At 46.0% G+C, this 18,991-nt stretch carries 17 protein-coding genes; 7 read left to right on the top strand and 10 right to left on the bottom strand.

The features are described 5' to 3' along the window. Positions 1–434: 434 nt before the first annotated feature. The 5 genes from V6E55_RS22380 to V6E55_RS22360 all read right to left on the bottom strand — a co-directional run bounded on the left by V6E55_RS22380 (position 435) and on the right by V6E55_RS22360 (position 6,764). Positions 435–821, bottom strand: coding sequence for a hypothetical protein (locus V6E55_RS22380; RefSeq protein WP_000367710.1), 387 nt, complete (start codon positions 819–821; stop codon positions 435–437). Between the two features lie 189 nt (positions 822–1,010). After that, positions 1,011–1,526: a hypothetical protein gene (locus V6E55_RS22375; RefSeq protein WP_000228894.1), complete on the bottom strand. Its 516-nt coding sequence runs from the start codon at positions 1,524–1,526 to the stop codon at positions 1,011–1,013. 564 nt (positions 1,527–2,090) lie between these two features. Next, on the bottom strand, positions 2,091–5,426 hold the full coding sequence (locus tag V6E55_RS22370; protein ID WP_000502666.1) for a hypothetical protein: 3,336 nt from the start codon (positions 5,424–5,426) through the stop codon (positions 2,091–2,093). A 222-nt stretch (positions 5,427–5,648) separates the two neighbouring features. Further along, positions 5,649–6,002 carry a hypothetical protein gene (locus V6E55_RS22365; RefSeq protein ID WP_000769182.1) on the bottom strand — a complete coding sequence of 118 codons (354 nt, stop codon included), beginning with the start codon at positions 6,000–6,002 and terminating at the stop codon, positions 5,649–5,651. 153 nt (positions 6,003–6,155) lie between these two features. After that, positions 6,156–6,764 (bottom strand): hypothetical protein, encoded by a 609-nt coding sequence (locus tag V6E55_RS22360; RefSeq protein ID WP_000926374.1) that lies wholly within the window; start codon positions 6,762–6,764, stop codon positions 6,156–6,158. A 193-nt stretch (positions 6,765–6,957) separates the two neighbouring features. Here V6E55_RS22360 and umuD point away from each other — a divergent pair, with 193 nt between their 5' ends. Together umuD and umuC are read left to right on the top strand one after the other, a co-directional pair. Continuing rightward, positions 6,958–7,392 carry a translesion error-prone DNA polymerase V autoproteolytic subunit gene (umuD, locus tag V6E55_RS22355; protein ID WP_000111290.1) on the top strand — a complete coding sequence of 145 codons (435 nt, stop codon included), beginning with the start codon at positions 6,958–6,960 and terminating at the stop codon, positions 7,390–7,392. After that, on the top strand, positions 7,382–8,635 hold the full coding sequence (gene umuC, locus V6E55_RS22350) for a translesion error-prone DNA polymerase V subunit UmuC (RefSeq protein ID WP_001371894.1): 1,254 nt from the start codon (positions 7,382–7,384) through the stop codon (positions 8,633–8,635). Before umuD ends, umuC begins: the two co-directional genes overlap by 11 nt. 45 nt (positions 8,636–8,680) lie before the next feature. Here the strand turns inward: umuC and V6E55_RS22345 are convergent, their stop codons facing one another. After that, complete coding sequence (locus V6E55_RS22345) at positions 8,681–9,490, bottom strand: DsbA family protein (protein WP_000031378.1); 810 nt, start codon at positions 9,488–9,490, stop codon at positions 8,681–8,683. 370 nt (positions 9,491–9,860) lie between these two features. Between V6E55_RS22345 and V6E55_RS22340 the strand changes: the two genes are divergently transcribed. Then, positions 9,861–10,208 (top strand): hypothetical protein, encoded by a 348-nt coding sequence (locus tag V6E55_RS22340; RefSeq protein WP_121343843.1) that lies wholly within the window; start codon positions 9,861–9,863, stop codon positions 10,206–10,208. 59 nt (positions 10,209–10,267) lie between these two features. Here the strand turns inward: V6E55_RS22340 and V6E55_RS22335 are convergent, their stop codons facing one another. From V6E55_RS22335 to V6E55_RS22325, 3 genes are all read right to left on the bottom strand, one after another. Further along, on the bottom strand, positions 10,268–10,528 hold the full coding sequence (locus tag V6E55_RS22335; RefSeq protein ID WP_001439466.1) for a hypothetical protein: 261 nt from the start codon (positions 10,526–10,528) through the stop codon (positions 10,268–10,270). 195 nt (positions 10,529–10,723) lie between these two features. Then, entirely contained in the window at positions 10,724–11,116 is a 393-nt protein-coding gene (locus tag V6E55_RS22330) for a hypothetical protein (RefSeq protein ID WP_000843243.1), read from the bottom strand. A gap of 24 nt (positions 11,117–11,140) precedes the next feature. Beyond that, complete coding sequence (locus V6E55_RS22325; protein WP_000720274.1) at positions 11,141–11,890, bottom strand: thioredoxin fold domain-containing protein; 750 nt, start codon at positions 11,888–11,890, stop codon at positions 11,141–11,143. Between the two features lie 147 nt (positions 11,891–12,037). Between V6E55_RS22325 and V6E55_RS22320 the strand changes: the two genes are divergently transcribed. The 4 genes from V6E55_RS22320 to V6E55_RS22305 all read left to right on the top strand — a co-directional run bounded on the left by V6E55_RS22320 (position 12,038) and on the right by V6E55_RS22305 (position 14,918). Continuing rightward, the gene (locus V6E55_RS22320) at positions 12,038–12,577 is read left to right on the top strand and encodes a lytic transglycosylase domain-containing protein (RefSeq protein WP_000494968.1); all 540 of its coding nucleotides are present in this window, start codon (positions 12,038–12,040) and stop codon (positions 12,575–12,577) included. An 82-nt stretch (positions 12,578–12,659) separates the two neighbouring features. Further along, positions 12,660–13,217, top strand: coding sequence for an HAD domain-containing protein (locus V6E55_RS22315; protein ID WP_001371950.1), 558 nt, complete (start codon positions 12,660–12,662; stop codon positions 13,215–13,217). Between the two features lie 123 nt (positions 13,218–13,340). Then, entirely contained in the window at positions 13,341–14,402 is a 1,062-nt protein-coding gene (locus tag V6E55_RS22310) for an HNH endonuclease signature motif containing protein (protein WP_000902297.1), read from the top strand. Between the two features lie 9 nt (positions 14,403–14,411). Continuing rightward, positions 14,412–14,918, top strand: coding sequence for a YrhA family protein (locus V6E55_RS22305; RefSeq protein ID WP_000654195.1), 507 nt, complete (start codon positions 14,412–14,414; stop codon positions 14,916–14,918). Positions 14,919–15,040: 122 nt separating this feature from the next. Here V6E55_RS22305 and V6E55_RS22300 read toward each other — a convergent pair whose 3' ends face one another. Continuing rightward, the gene (locus V6E55_RS22300; RefSeq protein ID WP_000386160.1) at positions 15,041–18,991 is read right to left on the bottom strand and encodes a conjugal transfer protein TraG N-terminal domain-containing protein; all 3,951 of its coding nucleotides are present in this window, start codon (positions 18,989–18,991) and stop codon (positions 15,041–15,043) included.

Below are 18,991 nucleotides of genomic sequence, written 5' to 3'. Positions count from 1 at the left end.
TCATGATGTCCCTCTGGGATGCGCTCCGGATGAATATGATGATCTCATATCAGGAACTTGTTCGCACCTTCCCTAGACTTAACGATGTTAAAATTTTGGTTGTATTAAAATCCTCCTGCGAAAGTGAAATCATCCATGTATTATCTTTATGATAGTCGGTGATATAAATAAAATGAGATGTAAAAGGCGTTGAGTGATTGAACTCTCCTAAGTTCCATCCATACTGTCTCACTGTATTTGAGCTAAGTTCTTTGTCGGTAATGTTCATAATTCATACCTTTCGATAAAGTCTGTAATGATAATTAGCTATCTCAAAGGCCCAGAACAACTCTTGAAATAACCTCACTCGAAGAATTTATCATATTGAACACCCCTACCTAATAACCTTGCCGACTTAATAAATCACAATAGCCCTCCCCTGTCATTTTAAAACGCTACTTGAATTTTTGATAGCTTATAGTTGTTTTACGTTCTTTGTGATACTCATATGTCATCTTCTCTTTCCAGTACCAATCTTGTAAATCCTGCAAGTCTAGCCCATTTTTCTCACGTATGCTTTCGTGTAATTCGCTAAGCGCGAGTTTATCATTAGGTTTATAAATGGCTAATTTTTCTTCAAATAAATCCAGCCAACGTTTCCCCATCTTTCGACGCAAAACAAACACCATCGTGATAATTGTACTGAAATGCACAGCAATTAGTTCCAACTTATGCGATTGCTGACCAGATAAAATTACTATTGTAACAACAGGGATGGCCGTATATAAAGCAATCAAAGCGACCATAAGTTGATATGGTTTTTCCCGTATTACCATGTCCATGGGTAAACCAGAGGACGCTACTGCTTGCCAAAATCTTAAATACCTTCCGATGGACTTAAACCTTTTCCCGTTTTTATGCATAAACCTGTTTTTATTTACTATCATGTTAGACCTCTATTTTTCTGTAATTCTAGAAGAATGTTACCTTAACCCTTAACAGGGATAACACCGCATGTATTATCTCCATAATCAAAGCGCAGGGCCGGTAATAAAAAGTACCATACCATCGATGTGTAGTTCGTTCAGTGCATCCCTGTCCGTGGATAGCTTTCTAATGTTGTCAGGAGTTGCATCAATCGGGTATAAATCTTGCGTCAGTTTGACGAGATTCTTCTCAGTGCAGGTAAGACCGCCTTCAGCGAGAGTGCGCAGGTAATCACTAAACACGACTTCTTTTTCATCAGAGGTAAGTCGCTCGAAGTACCCCATATGTTCGGACGTGAAATTCTCATCTGCAATACTTCTCACTACTGAGATGATATCCGACCTTATGACCAACTCCCGCACCGCAGCATAAAAAATCCTGCCGTAATGTCCTGACACGTTTTCCTTTGCGAGCCACCAGCGCTCATCCGTGGTAACGGGTACTGTGGTCGGGGATGCCAGTAGCAGAACGGGGCTTAAACCGGATCGCGATAACCCTTCAGCAAAAGCTTCTTCAGGAAGACTGCTAACAGGCTTGCCTTGATAACGTGCTTCTACCATCTATGCTTCTCCTTTCTGATGTAGGCATGACTGCCTTCTATTTAAGCAATCAGTAAACCGGATTGAGCTGAGCAACGTTATCCTTCTCCCATCATTGCTTGCCACTTTTACCATAAGCGCCAAACAATTAGCCCCATTATTCCGGTTGTAAACTGAACCTTAACACTAACCAGTATGAATCGGTCATCTGGGGCAAAGTGTCCACCGGGTTGAAGTAGCCAGGTTGTTAGCGGCGGATGGAAAGCCAGTACGAATCCGTAAACTATAAAAGCCAAGCTCAGTAAAAGAAGGAGCATGCGCCCAATACGTTTGAGTTGATAAGATAAACTCGCGCTAGTTTTTCGTGGGGGTACGATATGGTCTTTCAACACTGTCTCCTTGCCAGCAAATGCCGAAGCGCTGGCATAAAGATTAAACAATTTTTATGCCAGTTACTCCGGCGAGATGGGTGATAATCCTCGTTGCCATCATAAAGCCTTATCTCTTTCAAATTTGAGCGATAAGGGGTCTTTGAGCCTGTAATGGCTTTTTGTTTGATGTTTTGATGGCACCTGCCCCCGCGTTTTACCATGACCGAAGTACATAGCGGCTCACACCTTCTGCTGGCTGTTGCCACTCGCTATTCTCCGTTGACGGTCTGAGGCGCGTCGAGCCCCGGGAGATGTTTTTCATCGCCTGCTCAAGAGTGTCCATCCTGTAGGTTTTGATGTTCACCCCTTCTTCAGAAATAGGCCCCAGCAGTTCCGTAACCTCACGCTCACCCTGATAAATATCGACCCACTGTGTAATATTCACCTTATCACCATTCGCATCAATGCCACGTCGGTTAAAGTGGTCAATTTCAAACTCACACACGGTTACCGGTACCAGCCCCTCCGGGCGCGGATACCCGAGTATTTCATCAAAACCAGGTTCCCCTTCATCAGTGACCAGATCAGGCGTCAAATAGAGTTTTCCGTTACGGGAAAAATGCGCAACATGGCAGGACCACTGGTCATTTAACATCGTTGGCATGCTTGTGAACATTCCTGAATACCACCGTCTGGCATTATCAACTGATTTGGTGACGAGGATTTCATCTGGTACTTCCCCGTTGTCCATGGTGTAAAAACTGAGAGACAGAGCGGTATTTCTGCGTGAAAGTAGCTTTTCTTTATTGACCTCTTTATTTTCAAATTTGGACAGGTATTCCTCAAGGAACAGCGCCTGCAACTCGGGTGTCGGCGCTTTCTGATAAAACCAGTCGGCCAGGTCTTTAGTGCCAATATAGATGAGGCTGGCTTTACCTTTTTCGCTCTTGACCGCAACAGGAGCCATTAGGCTTACTTGCTGTACGTACTCACTGGTTTCATTGATACTTTCATAGGCCTCAATCCACTGGCCAAGCAGATTGGTGTAAATCACCGGATCGTTCAGCTTTAAAAACTGCTTAAGAGCCTGAGCGCCACGGGAGCATGTATCAAAATAACGCTGCTTCTCTTCGAAGCTTTTGAAAGCAGTCTTTTTGCCCGACCATGTGGCCACCAGCTGTTCATCTTCGAACAGGGTGTTTTCAGCTGGTAAGAAGTGTTTCATTTTCGCAAAACGTTGATGAGTGACGTTTAAGACATTTCGGGATGTAGCAAGTACCATTCGATGAACCCAGGCATGCCCTTCCATCCGGTTGTCGCATTCAAAATTTGCTGGTGCGGCATATGCAACAAGTTTCCCTGAAGCATTTACCGATAACCTGACCAGCTCATAGCCTTTGCTGCTAATAAAATTACGAACCCCGGGAAGATGTTTGAGCCCCACATCAGCGAGCATATAGAGCTGGTTCAGGAGCTCTTTGGAGCCCTTCTCTGTACTCATGGCAGCTTCCAGCGTCGCCCCCCTGTTATCAGCTCGCCAGGCTACAATGCATCGATCTATCAACTCTGATCTCAGATTAGGCTGGCCAATATTTCCATCGGCCAGAGCCTGGCTCAGCATCTGCCGGTAAGGTTCTTCTGCCTCACGCTCGGCACGAATATAATTTAAAGCCATCTTGAAGAAGCGAATGTAAAACAGGTGATTAGACCTGAATTTACGTCTGTGAATGTACCATTCGAGCTCCTCCGCTTTAATGGTATCCATGCACAGGAAACCCAGTTCAGCATCATTCCTGCTGGACTCCTTAAATAAAGACAAATTCACCTTACAATTGAAATCTCGATCCGTTGAGTATCTGTTTACTGTTGCGTTGACACAGATATCGTCTCCCTGACGGAATGCAATAACCGGCTCATAGTTTTTATGGGTTCTCCCAAGCCATTTATAGCCAGAGTAGCTGTTGTCTTCCTGAACTGCTCCTGGTGCTGTCACTGGGTTCATCAACGAATCCCAGTTGCACATTACCCGGGATCCGGACTGAAGGCATGAGTTTGCCTGTTCAAGATAACTTTGCAGAGACGGCCGTGTCTCAGCCATACCCAAAAGGCCAGAACCGTCTTTGTCGTGCAGAAATTGGAAGTACCGTTCCTGGAACTCAAGGCTCAGAAAACTGTAAGGGGTATTGGTATCATAGAAATCACCAAATAGTTTGAGCCGGTGATCGAGGCCGCAGATAAGGATCAGGAAACGACGGTAGTGAAGTGCCATAAGATCATGCTGCTTCAGTCGGTCGGTATAACTGACGTCCTCAAACTTTATGGTGCTGCCATCAATCCCCTGGAAATGTGCTTCCTGTTCGCTGGCGGAAGGGAATAGCTGCGAAGCCCCAAGATGGCTTTCTACCGAAGAGTAAACCTGATGAATATTTTGACCGTCCCGGACCAGAAGGAATACAACCCGGTTCCTGTCATTGCGGACATGATTTTCCCAGGGATCGCGGTAATCGATATAACGTCGTGTTGTGGCCATACATACGATGGAACGTTCGGACGGAAAAATCTGCTCCACCAGCCCGGGGCTGGTTCGTAAAGTTTCATGAAATTTTTCCATATCAGAGAAGTCGAACCAGCTATCGAGATCGCACCATACGGCCAGCTCTTCATCCACCATCAGCTTTGCCTGAACGACCTGGAGCGGGAGGTGTGATGGAGCGGATTCACCCTTCACGATATTCACTACCTCAACGTCTTTGCCGGTATACAGTTCCAGACTGCCAACGCCATCGTGGATTTTCTTCACATATTCCATGGCTTCTTCTGTAGTGGCCAGACTTGCCGCTGCAACTTCCTCGAAATAGGGCAGCATTCTTTTGCTGGCATTAGCGATTGCCTGCGTTCGTTGTGTGATGATTTTGCTGATGGCTGTGCTGATCTGCCCTTCTTTTAAGGCCGCTTCTCTGATTTGTTCAATGCGGGTATCTGAAATACCAGAGGACAGAGCATTTTGAACTGATCCAATCGCCAGTGAGGTTACCGCCTGCTGCTCTTGTGGGGGCACTAACGCAACGCTAAGGCCCGTCACAGGGTTTTCACGGTCATCTGTACCTAATTGCTCAATCGCAAGGTCACGGAGCCCCTGAGCATCGCTCACGAGGGCTGTAAGCGATGCCTGTAGGCTATTCACTTCTTCCTGAGCTTGTCTGAGTTCAGCATCCCGGATTACCTTATGGTCGGGTTCAAATACAAAACTGGACAGAAAATCCTTAACCAGGAAGCGATGCTCTCGCATTTCTTTGCCACGTTCCCTACGGTTGCCGCTGCTGTCTTCAGTGACAATAGCTACAGTCTGACCGTAAACGCGGGGATGGGCGCGTAGAATCACTGTGTGCAGCTTATCTTCAACGTAACGCAAAGACGTAATGAGCAGCGTATCCCCTGCCACAATACCCTCTTCAGGGATGCTGTCAGTGGACGTCCAGTACTGACCCGCCAGCAAAGAATGAAATCGCTCTAAACGGTCAATGTTATTTTTGCTGACCAGGTCACCCATATACCTTTCCTTCCAGATTCGTATGTTAGGTGAATCATACCAGATTGCACTTACCGTCTAATAACTCAAAAAACACCAACTTCGGCATTCACTAGAAATGAATCCGTCCACTATTATTCATTAATTAAATAGATTCTTAGATATGAATAGCGCATTGCTTTTAAAGCAGGTTTCGCAAAGGGTTAAAAAAGGCTTCTTAAGTGAAGCCTTTAATAATAAATGCTACTTATCTTCAGAGGGATACATTTCCCAGTATTTATTACGTACATTAACAAGGCAATGGTCTGCTGTTTCTGAAGCGCCTTTGTCGCGGTTTACAAAGGCTTCTGCAACTTCATCCAACTTATCCGGTACCGTATTTAATGGTAATGCCTGCTTCAGGTTGGTGGTTACCAGTTCCTTTGCTTTATCATGATTAAGTTCAGTTCGGATGCTTGCATCTTTACAAATATCATCAACCTTACCATCAAGAATAATGTTTGGGATAGGTTCGTTTTCAACTTTATGTGTAGTATTAGCAGAGGAGCCAAAAGCGACTGACATCATCGCACACAGCAGAATATTTTTTAATTTCATAGTTCACTCCATTATGACTATTGATATCTACTTATGAAGTATTAGTTATATCATGTTTGCCGTCAAAACATAGAACCCACTGTTTTGACTTTAAACATATCATGCTACAACGTTTTTTTGCACGTGACTTTAGTAGGCATGATTTATGAGGTTTCAGCAGGACGTCAGATTGTTGTCGATCCAGTATTGATGCAAGCCTACCGTCCATTTCTTCGATAAGGCCGAAAGTAAAAGCGCTAAACCACAGCAGTTACCAGGAGTAAAAATTCGTATGGGATCTGGAGAACCGACTTTAACACTCATAATGAACTCCAGAATGTTGCCATGGCATAGACTATTTCTAAGCCTGACGATATCTGCTTCAGGTTTTTTACCAGCGTCTATCTTTGCCAACATATTCTTCTCGGCTGGAAATGACAGTAATTCTATCGGCATCCCTTCCTGCTTAGCCTTTCGCATTAAAGCGTTACTCATTACTGACGTACCATCTAAGTCCACCAGTACAGGAACTGACTGCTGAACGTTAACAGTTGATTTCAACTTCAGCGTAACCCTGAGTGATGTTTCGATCCCATTCAGAAAGCTCGTACAGGCCGGTAACCATAGACCATGATGCAGCGCCTCGGTTGCTTGTTTAAAAAACCAGTCAATCACGGGGACAGTGCAATGCTCATAATAGTGATTTACCTCGCTGAACCTTGCCATATAAGCATCGTACTCAGCCTGGTCTTCAGGAGATAAAAAATTTGGTGGGAGGAGCATCAGAATCCTTTCATCCTAGCTTGTATACCTTCTTCGTAGGCCAGCTCGCCATTATCGGTAAAAGATGGTTTTTGATGTTTATGATAAAGCTTAATTTTTCGTCAGGCTTGATAGCGTTACCGGAGAGATTTGATCTTTTCTCTTCAACTCGCAATACTGTTTATACATACAGTACAAGAATTCGAGTGTAGCTATGTCTGTTATCCTTGAGCACATTAGCAACAAGCCTTACGAAATGGCACCTTTTTTCAGTGATTTACTAAGCTGTGGAGTGATGAGTCCGTGCGCCGGGCATGAAGATAATGAATTAAATTTGCATGAATATGTAGTCCGCAACCGCCCCTCAACCTTCTTTGTCAGGGCGGCGGGCCTCAGTATGATCAATGCCGGTATCAATGATGGAGCAATACTGGTTGTGGATCGGTCTTTAACAGCACGACACGGCTCTATCGTCGTTGCGCTGGTGGATGGAGAGTTTACGGTAAAGATCTTACACACGTATCCTGAGCTGCTTTTGATGCCTTCTAATCCAGCCTATAAGCCGATACGTGTAAATCCTGAATCCCTTGAGATATGGGGCGTCGTCACCTTTGCACTGAATCAGTTCAGCCATGTACATGCACGTTGATATTAACGGAGCCTATGCGGCATTTGAGTGTGCGATGGATCCCAAGCTGTCAAAAAAGCCGCTCATCATAGCCAGCAATAACGATTCGTCCGTCATTGCAATGAATAAACTGGCTAAAAGCGTTGGTATTAAGCGTGGGACCCCAATTTTTAAGTGCAGGGATTTGATTCAGCAACACCGGATCGAAGTCCGGAGCTCTAACTTTACTTTGTATGAAGACTACTCAAATCGCTTCCATGAAACGCTGGAAAGCTTCGCGCCTCAATCGAGTCGATATAGCATAGATGAAAATTTCATGTTATTGAAAAACATGAACAAGATAATAGATTATGAAGATTACGGCCGGTTGATCAGAAGTACACTTCTTCATAATCTGTCCCTTACCTGTGGTGTGGGTTGTTCAAGCACCAAAACCCTCGCTAAATTATGCACCTATGCGAGCAAACGATGGGCAGCTACAGGCGGGGTTGTAGTTTTGACTGATCAGGCCAGGATCAGGAAGCTCCTGAGCCTGATCAGTACCAGAGAAATATGGGGTATTGGTCGAAAGATTAGTGAACGCCTGTCGGCTTTCGGGATCATCACTGCCGGTGATTTTTATAATAGCGACGTTCGCTTTTTACGTAAAAGCTTTGGCGTTGAAATCGAGCGTACCTGGCGGGAACTGCATGGCGAACCATGTTTCCGGCTGCACGAGTCTCCTCCTGTCAGGCAACAGATTATCGTTTCCAGAAGTTTTGGTCAGCGCCTTAATGAGATAGGCAAGCTACATGAGGCAGTTTCATTTTTTACCGCCCGGGCGGCAGAGCAGCTGCGCAAGGATGGCTCGTGGACCCGTCAAATCACAGTCTTCATTCAGAGTAGCAATTATGCGCAAGGTGAAAACCGCTACAGCAATTGTGGTATCGAGCCGCTTACCGCTACACAGGACACCCGCGATCTGGTTGATGCAGCCATGACCATCCTGAACCGCATTTACAGACCCGGGATAGCGTATGCGAAAGCAGGGGTAATGCTCTCCGCTATGACTGACGGCACAGAGCAACTCAGCCTGTTTGATACTCGCCCGGCCAGGCCTGGCAGTCAGGCACTGATGAAAGTTATGGACCGGTTCAATAAAGAAAAGCGCGGAGCTCTGTTTTTACTGGGGGAAGGCATTCAACAGGATTTTCGTATGAAGCAGGCCATGCTATCACCGAGATATACGACCCGCTGGGATGAATTACTCGTTGTAAAAGCGTAGCGGCCATGACCGGCATGGCCGTACTCATCAAATGTGAAAGTAACTTTAGGCCCCGCGAGCTTTTTCGATTGCGCCCTGCAAAGTTGCTGCGTCCATAGCCCCGGGGATAAATGTGGTAGTCGCCGCATTCGGCTTTTTCATATTCATAATGATGAAACCGGGTGTGCCGGTGATCCCGAGCGCTTCGCCCAGCTGCATATTGCCGGAGATCACGTTTTCATACCGGTTTTTTTCCCTGTCAGAAAACGTGCTGTTAAACCCTGACTTTTCCACCACAGTATTAAAGTCAGTGAGTTCGAATTTGCGTTGAGAGGTCATGAAGGTATGAGCCACAGCCATCAGGTTGTTGTGGTACTTACGATAGGCTTCAGCACCGAAATTCTGATAGACGTGCAGACCCGTAGCGGCCCCCATGGCAGATACAGGTTTTGAACCGGCAAAAATCGGGAATTCTTTAAAGAAGAATTTTACATCTTTGCTCTGATTCATTACCGATTCAACAACAGGTGTAACCCGCATGCAGTAAATACACTGATAGTCGAAGAACTCGATTACCGCGACGTCGGCGTCATCAGGGCCGATGTTTGGCGTCTCCTTGGTATCCAGCAGAGCTGGCGCATATGGAATTATTCGTTCCACTGAGGCACTCACGTTCTGATTTTCCAGCGCCTTACCTGCTTCCACTAAATAATGGGGATTTTTTACCAGGTAAGTAGCGGCAATTTTGCCAATTTCTTCCTCACTGAGCACCTTCGGTTTAAAATAAGTTGCCGTGATTAACGCCGAGGCAGCGGTAGCAATAACCGCAGAAATTAAAATCGTGGCCATCGGTTTTAAATAAAATTCTTTAGACATAGCTACCTTTATGCTTTTCAGCCTGTTAGTTATTAACCTGCGATGGATTATACTGGCCCGGTAAATCGGAATTATTCGTGAAACAATGCTTTTTGGAGATTAAAGGATGATTAGGCAGGGCTTTATACTCACAACCGCAATGCTTTTGAGTGGATGCGGATATCATTTCGCAAACCAGGTAGATGCGTACGATCTAATGCCTCGTCCTGTTACAAATAAAAGGTTTCAGATAGTCCCTCCGGACGAAAGTATTCAGTCCAGAATGTTTTCAGGCCGTTTTGCTGATGGATTAGCAAAAAAAGGAGTCATTATTTCCACTCACCAGCCAGATTATGTGCTCAGGTTCCGAATCAGCAGCTCACAGGAGAACATGCAGTATAGCGAGCAGCTTCTTACTGGGGTGACAGGCTACGTTGTAGATAAAAAGACAACGAGAACTGACAAGCATGGCGAATTGCATACTGACTATGACTACAAGCCAGTCGATGGGGTAATAGGCACTGAGACGATGTCGCAGATGCACTATATGCGACAGCTGGATGTCGAGGTATACCCGTCAGCGAAAGGAGCAAAGCAGGTTCTGAAAGTGAGTATGCAAAGCAATGCACCTGTGCCGTCAGACAGCATTGCTTATTCAGCAATGATCGACGCCTTTACTGATAAATTTGATGCGCCGCTGCGTTCCGGAAATTATGTTGCAGTGATCCCCTGGAACTGAAAGCAGACGGCGGGAAGAGAATGTTCAAAAGTGACTTTTGGACACGCACATTAACGTGGCTATCGCCCTCCCCCATTAAAATCATAAAGTCGGTAAAGATCGCCCATCGTGATGGAATTGGGCTTATTAATGAACAGATACTGTAACTGTTCTTTATGTTGAGTACTGGCAGCTGCATTCATAAGCACTTCCAGGTAGAACTTGTAGCCTATGCTTCGCTCTGAATACATATACTGGAACTGCATCAGTAAAATGCCTGACATAACATACAACAGCAGCAGACTGAGTAATACAGTGCTATCAGGCTGTTCCAGTGCCATACTGACATACCCTGAACCCAGAATGCACAGAAGCCACCCCGTCATTAGAGCAGGCACCCTACGACTCAGACGTTTATAACAACGTTTTATTACGGGATCCCGGAGATACTTTTTGTCAGGTATCCCCGTTGCTCTGATGACGAAGCTACTGAGTATCGACATCTTTTTTCCTTCTGGACGCTCTCAGTCAATAAATCAGGCCAGGCGCTCATTGAAAGCTACCACGAGCTGCGAATCGGGATTTTTTACCAGTTCGGGCCGGATAACTTTTAGTTGCCTCGTTGGGGCGAGCTCATCTGTAGGCCTGATGGTGGTATTACCCGGCCCCTTGCGGGTACTGTCGGTGTTTACCTTGAGCTTTTTATTTCCCAGGTAGCTTTCCATCTTTTTAGAGATGGTGTCACCTGTGGTCGCAACACCAGAGAGTTCCTTTAGATGTTCACCTTTATCCATTTGTACCGATGACATCAGAAATCCGATTCCGGGATCGTTTTCCGTTCCACAGGCTCCGTACTGACATTGTGCAGCGAAAACGGGCTGTACACCTACAGCAACCAGCATTAACGTACTCAGTAAAGTAGATTTCATACACACCTCTTACAGTCGGAAAAGTTACTTTTGCGCAGCGCCCATTTGGGTCACCAGGTTTTCCGGGCTCAGCCACCCCGTAAATAACTGCGGTTTGCCGCTTAGTGTCACCATGGTAGGAGTACCTTGCAGCGGGATTGTTGAGGCCACCTGGAAATGCGATTTGATAATGTTTAAGCAAGCCTCATCAGGACGTCCTTCCGGGATAGTTGAAACCGGATTCATCGCTGCATCCAGAGCTTCGTTTGGCTTTGCTGAACACCAGATTTTGGCCATGTTCCCGGCTACTACCGAGTTCAGTCCTGCACGTGGGAATGCAAGAAACTTAATCGAAATACCGGCATCAAGATAAGACTTCAGATCATGATGCAGTTTTTGGCAGTATCCACAGGTTATATCGGTAAAGATAGCAAGCCGGTATTTTTCGTTTGGTGATTTGTAGTCGATGGATTTTGTTTTGGATGCGAATTCCCGGACGCCCATTAAAATGGCCTGCTCAGTGGTGTTTACCACATCTTTACCTTTCACGTGGAATAAGCTTCCGGTAAAAATGTAATCTCCGTCTTTGCTCACGTAACTTACCCCCTCCCTGGAAATCACCGTAAAAATATCTTTTACTGGCGAGGGTTCGACGTGCTCGATTGAAAGCCCAATGGCTTTGAGCTTATCCCGGGCTGCATCTGGCAGTACCATTGTATTAACCGGCTCGGCATTCATCGTGAAGGCGGTACTTAATGAAAGAAGTAATACCGATGCCTTAATAATTTTTTTCATTTCCGCTCCTTAAATCGAGCACTAATATTATCACGCCCCAAAATTCCAGAATTTTGCTTAAACGCTTAAATCAACGGGTAAAGCCGAAAGAAAGTCGATAGATATATGGGAGAATAGATAAAACGTAGATTCAGTGGAGAAATCGTTGTGTTTACACCACCAGCAGATGATGTGAAACCTATTCCCGTTCCTGATGAGATTTACACTCAGTGCATTACGGATGCCGCCCGCTACTTCGGAATTGATGCTGAACTGGTTTTTACGTTGTTTGACAATGAAGGCGGTAAGGTTGGTACTTTCAGCAGGAATACTAACGGCACTTATGATATTGGCCCAATGCAGATCAACTCATCCAATCTACCTGAAATAAAAAAGCATTTCCCGACGGTAACGTGGCGGGTTCTGGCTTACGATGCTTGCGCAAGTTTCTGGGTTGGAACATGGTGGCTCTATAGAAAAATTGTTGATCGCAAGGGCAATGTGTTTGAAGGGATTGCAGATTACAACAGCAAAACCCCAAAGGTACGTGCAAAGTACATATTTAACTTCATGGTAAAGTACAATCGCCGGATCCAGCAGCGTAACGGGATGGGTGAGCTTTATCAATGGACCCAGCAACCTCCTCGATACAATGGCCATATAGCTAAAAATGTCCCGGAGCAAAACCCGACTCCTGTTGTTAAATAAATACAACCCGATATTACAGAAGATCATCGAGTGGCTTGGGTAAACCACCACAAATATTTCACACTGACTCAGGAGTAATATATTGTCTTCTTCTGCAAGAAATTTATTTAAGATTCTCTCTTCTTTCTTGATCCAGAAAAACCCTCATCATGAAGAAGTATGTGTTCATGAAGAAACAACAGCTGGTTTATGGGCCCCTCTCCCTGATTCGCATGTCGTGCTTTTCTTAGATTTCGATGGGGTTTGCCACAGGTGTAAAAATGAAACCTTTGAGCGAATGCCACTGTTAGAGAAATTGCTGGATAACTGCCCTGCCATGGTGATTGTTATCTCCAGCTCATGGCGTGAGTGCGCTAATACAAGTTATCTGAAATCTCTGTTCCGGGTGCCTTATAGAGACAAAATCATAGGTGCAACCGGTTCGGTATATTTAAAACACGGACAGACTGGTGTGCGGGCTGCCGAGTGTGAGGACTTTGTCTTTTCACATCGAGTTAAAGCATTTATCTGCCTTGATGACGACGAATCATTATTTCCGGCCGGTTATCCGCATTTGCACAAAACCGATTATTACACGGGCCTCACCGAATCTGACCTTGCAGCTCTTAACGCAAGGTACCATCAGCTCATGGGACGCTGATGAACAAAGTAACTTTCCTTTTACCCTGTCACTGCTGATCTCGTACGCCCATCCACTTTAGGATTGATTGTTTTATACCATACGCAATAATGTCTCATATGAATTCGACAAGAAAGGGACATTATGCTGCATCACTGTCAGGCTAAGTCACTGGATGACATATACCTTGAGGATATTCCCCACATCATACATCCGGCCACGGCGGTACATGACCTCGAAGATACCGCCCTGCCAAACCGGATTATTCAGGAATGGAATTTACCGCAGGGATATACACAGTTTGTCAGCCGGTATCACCAGTTCCACCATCAACGCCCCTGGCTCGCTTACCGCGATACGCTTGACGACATCAGATACGGTAAGATCGTTCTGCTTAGAAAAGACATAACCGGCAATGCCGGGCCGGGGGTTATATCAAATGGCAACCTACGCAATGACCTGCCCCTGTCCCTCTTTACCCGTCTGCGCGATATCATCTCTCGTCAGTTGAAACGCCCGGGGTATTACGTTCGATCAACGACACCAGCACAGCACGCCCAATCAACAAAAACCATTAATTCCAAAGCGGCTGGTCGTCTTCTCGCAGCTGGCGGGCTTTATAATGGAAATGTGGAGGGATTTCGACATACGGCTGAACAACTTGGCGGCGAAGCTGTTGAAGGCTATGACCAGGTATTGAACGAAACAACTTCAGGTATGCTGGTTGCAGCGGCTTCACTTCTGGTTATCCGAAATCCAAGGTCTGCGGATGAATTGACAAGTTATCTCGGCAAGTACAAAAAAGCACACGTTTTGCTCGATGATATGAATGTTAGCGAATTGAACTACATGCGCCGAGACAGAGCTGAATATTTAGCTCTCCGTGGACAATTCAACAATACTGTACGCCCTAACTTCCTTAAATCACTTTCAGACCACCCAGATGCCCTGGCTACGTTTGAACCTAACGATTTGATGAAACTTGCAACAGGCAAGGTCCCCTCTGGGTGGCAGGTTCACCACAAGATCCCTCTTGATGATGGTGGCACAAACGCTATAGACAACCTGGTACTTATTCAGAATTCACCATACCATTCAGCACTGTCGAAAGCACAATCCATCATTACGAAGGATCTACCGTATAATTCAAGCACCAAAGTTCTATGGCCATCGCCGAACGGTGTTATCTACCCGGTAGGAAAGTAAGAGGCGCTCATGAAAGATTTAACTCAACTACTCAGCAGCTTAAAGAGGTTGATGGTTGCAGATCACTACCCTTTAGCCAGCCCGGTAGCCCCGGAAGTCTTGAAAGACTTAATCTGCAATCCGCCTCCAGTGGAGTGGGCAGATCACAAAAAGAGCGCCTATATAGATATACAGAAACTCATTAAAACCAGGCTTGATTATGCCCAAGTGTTTAATGCTATGGATGGTTTTGAGTACAACGGACTTACGTTTTATAACCTTGTTCAGGCAGAGAACGAAAATCTATTGTGGTCAAATATTTACATACGCAACTTTGAAGCACGAGACAATGAAATCTACGTTGACCCAAATCTCACTGATAAGGTGTTAATCGGAGAAGATGGCATGTCACTTTTCGCTTATAGTTTTGCAGACGACTGCTTTCAGATAAGAGACAAAGCATCTACTGATTATGTTATTGAATCTCATACAGAGTTTGATAGATTTTTGTCTTCACTGATTCAAACCGTCAGTTGAATGTTCCGCAAGAGCGGTACTTCTGAAAAAAAGGCCGCAAACACATACTTTGCGGCCTTAATTGTTTAGCAGTAATTTACAATCTATTGATAGTCATTTCAGGAGGTTATATTCAACCTCCCTTATTTTTTATTTTCATTAAGCCACTGATCCGCTTTATCGACACGTGACTGGTAAGGCTCATTTGTGTTGCTCAGCTCTGACTTCATGTACTGAATGAATTCATCTGCTTTCTGAGGCCCAAAGCGTGGGTCATCCGTCAATTGCTGCCGGATAGCCCTTTCAGAGTTCTGCGCTGCATTCGCATAAGTCGAAACGCCGTCGCTGCTAATACTCTGATACCGGTCACTTACAGCTGCGACGCCATCAGACATCTGCATGTGATTAAGGACTTTACCCTGGAGAGAATCAGGCATATTTGCAGGGTTAGAGGCATCATTTGCTATCGATGTCTGGGTTTGAAGGATGCCCGCTCCCGTAAGCATCTCATTTACCGGTTTCGCCCCAACGCTGGTTAGCGTATCCGAAACAAATTGCTGGCCCCCGAGTAGCGCACCAGAAATCGCGCCCCGCTCAGTGTTGGCCTCTATCTTTTCCCCAACCAAGCGATCTGTGACGGTCTGAGTGCGGTTACCAACGAGACCACCGCCCGACCCACCTTCTCCCAGGTTTGCCCGTACGACTGACTCAAGTGAACCATCAGCTCTGTTATGAGTGTTGAAACTGCTATGGATGCTCTTAACGTCATTCATACTCCAGTTAACGTTATAGTTACCCAGTTCATTAAGGATCTTCTGGGTATCCGCTTTGAGCTGCTCTCTTTCGGCACCGGTAGCCATGGTGCTGGCACCATAGGTAAAGACAGCTTGCTGTGCCAATTCAGCTCGCTTATCGTCCCGGCTTAAGTTCGGGTTGTTGGCAACACGACTAAAGTAGTTATCAGTGTTATTAGATAAGCCACGAACTTGCCCGCTCTGATACATACTGTTCAAAGCAGTGGCTCGTTGATCCATTCCATCACCAACCACCCGACCTCCAACCTTTTCCAGATCGTTAAATGTGCCTTCTGCATTTCTGACATCCTGACCCGAATTGACGACTTTCTCTACACCCTGATTATTCAGTACAGGTCCATTCTTTTCGAGAGAATTAAGCACATTCCTTTCTTCATCAGAATAAGTGCGGCCCACGTTGTTGTTATGTATTCCCTGAATATCGCCTTTGCCCGCGTTATCAAGGTTATACGGAGTAAAGCCAGCTTCACTTTTTCCAGGGACATGCTGTGTCGCGTCCTGAGCGTTGGAGGAAAGACCGAGTTTAGCCTGCGAATCTACACTTCCACCCAGTTCCCCTACGCGTGACGCACTCATCACGCCAGACGTATTTACGCTGTCAGGAGTTCTATCCTGTGCCTGAGTGATAGTATTAATTCCTGACCCGTCACCTGAAATTCTGTCGAGCTGATTGGTGATAGGTAGCAGCTGCTGTGCATTACCACCGAAGTCGGAAACCAGACTTTTAAGCAGGCTGGAGGTTTCACGGAGATCCTGTTTATTACTTTCGGCCGTCTCTCCCCGGGCGGTATCAATCGCAATTTTTTGCTCACTGAAATCTCGGGTTGCAGCCACAAGCGCGTCAGTACGTTGAAGCTGCGATCCAAGCTGATTACTGGCCTTGAAGGTATCGTTATAGGAGTTGAATTTCTCCATAAACGCATTCTCATCCAGCCCATTCTTACGAGCAAAATTCCTTACATCATCATCACTGAAGTTTTTGTTGCGAATAGAATCGGAGAACCTGTCCAGGTTAATGCTTTGTTTAGAATCAAGGCTCATTCCACTATTGGAGCTTGCGTTAGTCGAAACCGATGTAGAAATATTTTGCGCCATCGTCTGTGTCGCCTGGTTCATTTTCGACGATGCTTCTTTAAACGCATTAGTATTGGATATCTGATCGCTGCTTACCTGAGACGCCGCTTTACTGAACTGGTCAGTTAACGCAGAATCCTGGCTAAGCTGATTCGTGATTGCTTTTGAAAGGTCATTTGAAAGCGAGTCACTGCCTGTATTGGTCTTAGATGCACCGCTACTCAATTGCCCTGCTACAGCCGCTTTCAGCCCGGCTCCATTGCCAGTTCCAACACCTCCATTAAGCCCAGCGTTGAGAATAACATTTGAAGCAATGCTGGCCATCTGAGACGCACTCACCCCATGTTTCGTTGCAATACCTTCTGCTACAGAGGCACCAATCTTATCCGAGATCTGCTTCATTGTTTGCAGGTTGGTTGAGAACTGCTGGCTCGACTGTCCTGACCTTCCAATTTCGCTCATCTGACTGTAACCAGCCTGGAATGAATTACTTGCCGCACTCATAACTGATGAGGTTACAGCTGATCCTTGTCCCTGGCTGTTAGCGATACTTGAACCAGCATTCCACATTCCAAGACGGAAATTACTTGAATCAACTGCGCCGCCATCGCTGTATCCCTGACCGGTACTGGTTAAGGCGGTTCGTGTCACGTCACCAAATGAAGATTTACCGCTGTTAGGGCCATCCCATACTTTGGGCGTTACATGACCAGTATCCACCGGCGCATCGGGGGTCACTCCCTTAACCGCATTCATCATCGGGTGAATCGACTGTGTCATCAGGAATAATGTGAGTACCGGAATCAGAGCATAGAGGGCGGAAGCAACAGACAGGTATGAACTGTATGTTTCCGCAAGCCCTGGGAGTCCCATCCACGTGACGGCATTATTCTGGCTGTTGAGGGTGCTCCAGGTATCCAAGTCGGCCGTCGCGACTTTCTTCACATACGCGTTGACCATTACTGCCGTAAGCGGCCACATATTCACGAAGAGGATAAGTTGCAAATATTTCGCCGCAGCGGCAACACCATTACCACCTAACGCCAGCAGCATAAGCAAAGCAAATGGAGCAACCATATAAGCAAACATTTCAAGGAATGCGATTGCTGCTCCCGACAGTTGTAACCACAACTGGCCCTGTGAAGCCATTGTGTTGGTTCGCTTCAGAGAAGCCTCAAACAACTGCATATCGGAAGCCAGACCGAGTGGGGTCTTATATTTGCTTGCGCCATTTCTGAGCTCATTCATAATGAACAGGTTCAGGGTGGCGTCATACGAACCAATAGCCTTACCGTACATACCATTTGCTGACGCCATAACATCAGTAAAGCTTGCGCCGGTAGGTGCACCATTTGCTTCGTCTGGAGTAAGGATGCCGTTTGTCTGTCCTATAAGGGAAATAGTCTGGCGAGCTTCAGCTGTACTGGTAACCTGTTTCACAGTTGACCAGACCTCATCACACGTACCAGATTTTGAACCGTTAGCGCCAACAATACTGGCAGAGGCATTCTTCAGTGCGCCTTTCATCGCCTGATTAATCCGGTCCATGCTATCTGCCAGATTAGCTGAGAAAATATCGTTAAAAATAGTTTCTTTACCGGCAATATTTGCGCTTGAGTTTTGGGTAGCCTTCAGGCAGTTGTATGCAAGAGACTGAACGGTAGCACATACGTTCATTGGCCCTAGCCCGCTGGCCGGTTCAGGAAATGCGGAACAGTAGCCCTGGCTATCGCCGCCCCATTGCAAAAACTTCACGAATCGGATCATCGGACCGAGGGTGATGTCATCGTCCAGAGTTGTTGCAGACAGGTCCACCGGAGAAAGCGGATCAAACGCTGTTTTATAATCCTTCAGCAAACCCTGGCTTAAGTTAGTGGTGACGGTTGCCATCGCAGCAATAAAAATTGGAATTCCGTCGACGTTTCTGACCTCTCCCGACTTTACAGATTCAATAGTTACATCCACTCGAACCATTGCCATCATGAAAAGGATCAACCCCAAAAACCAGGAGAAAAACGGTAATTCATTTTTGGTCGGAGCCTGAAGCCATAGCCACGTTTTATAGAATAGGCTCACACCTGCTACAACGGCGGCCGTGGTCAGGAACTCTTTTACACCAGTATATTGAGAAAAGATCAGGGCAATACCGGTAAAAGCCGACCAGACAAAATCAATATCACCCAGGGTATATATGTTGTAATCCAT

The sequence above is a fragment of the Enterobacter sp. 342 genome, assembly GCF_036663495.1.
Taxonomy (GTDB): domain Bacteria; phylum Pseudomonadota; class Gammaproteobacteria; order Enterobacterales; family Enterobacteriaceae; genus Enterobacter.
The sequence above is the reverse complement of the archived record's forward strand: the minus strand, read 5'-3'. Positions and strand labels throughout refer to the sequence as shown.

What these genes read in the sequence shown, in the direction of transcription:
- umuC (WP_001371894.1), top strand. Translation starts at nt 7,382, where the DNA reads ATGCACGTTGATATTAACGGAGCCTATGCGGCATTTGAGTGTGCGATG.
- V6E55_RS22365 (WP_000769182.1), bottom strand. Translation starts at nt 6,002, where the DNA reads ATGAAATTAAAAAATATTCTGCTGTGTGCGATGATGTCAGTCGCTTTT.
- V6E55_RS22340 (WP_121343843.1), top strand. Translation starts at nt 9,861, where the DNA reads ATGCAGTATAGCGAGCAGCTTCTTACTGGGGTGACAGGCTACGTTGTA.
- V6E55_RS22360 (WP_000926374.1), bottom strand. Translation starts at nt 6,764, where the DNA reads ATGCTCCTCCCACCAAATTTTTTATCTCCTGAAGACCAGGCTGAGTAC.
- V6E55_RS22325 (WP_000720274.1), bottom strand. Translation starts at nt 11,890, where the DNA reads ATGAAAAAAATTATTAAGGCATCGGTATTACTTCTTTCATTAAGTACC.
- V6E55_RS22335 (WP_001439466.1), bottom strand. Translation starts at nt 10,528, where the DNA reads ATGGCACTGGAACAGCCTGATAGCACTGTATTACTCAGTCTGCTGCTG.
- V6E55_RS22300 (WP_000386160.1), bottom strand. Translation starts at nt 18,991, where the DNA reads ATGGATTACAACATATATACCCTGGGTGATATTGATTTTGTCTGGTCG.
- V6E55_RS22380 (WP_000367710.1), bottom strand. Translation starts at nt 821, where the DNA reads ATGGACATGGTAATACGGGAAAAACCATATCAACTTATGGTCGCTTTG.
- V6E55_RS22305 (WP_000654195.1), top strand. Translation starts at nt 14,412, where the DNA reads ATGAAAGATTTAACTCAACTACTCAGCAGCTTAAAGAGGTTGATGGTT.
- V6E55_RS22370 (WP_000502666.1), bottom strand. Translation starts at nt 5,426, where the DNA reads ATGGGTGACCTGGTCAGCAAAAATAACATTGACCGTTTAGAGCGATTT.
- umuD (WP_000111290.1), top strand. Translation starts at nt 6,958, where the DNA reads ATGTCTGTTATCCTTGAGCACATTAGCAACAAGCCTTACGAAATGGCA.
- V6E55_RS22330 (WP_000843243.1), bottom strand. Translation starts at nt 11,116, where the DNA reads ATGAAATCTACTTTACTGAGTACGTTAATGCTGGTTGCTGTAGGTGTA.
- V6E55_RS22375 (WP_000228894.1), bottom strand. Translation starts at nt 1,526, where the DNA reads ATGGTAGAAGCACGTTATCAAGGCAAGCCTGTTAGCAGTCTTCCTGAA.
- V6E55_RS22310 (WP_000902297.1), top strand. Translation starts at nt 13,341, where the DNA reads ATGCTGCATCACTGTCAGGCTAAGTCACTGGATGACATATACCTTGAG.
- V6E55_RS22345 (WP_000031378.1), bottom strand. Translation starts at nt 9,490, where the DNA reads ATGTCTAAAGAATTTTATTTAAAACCGATGGCCACGATTTTAATTTCT.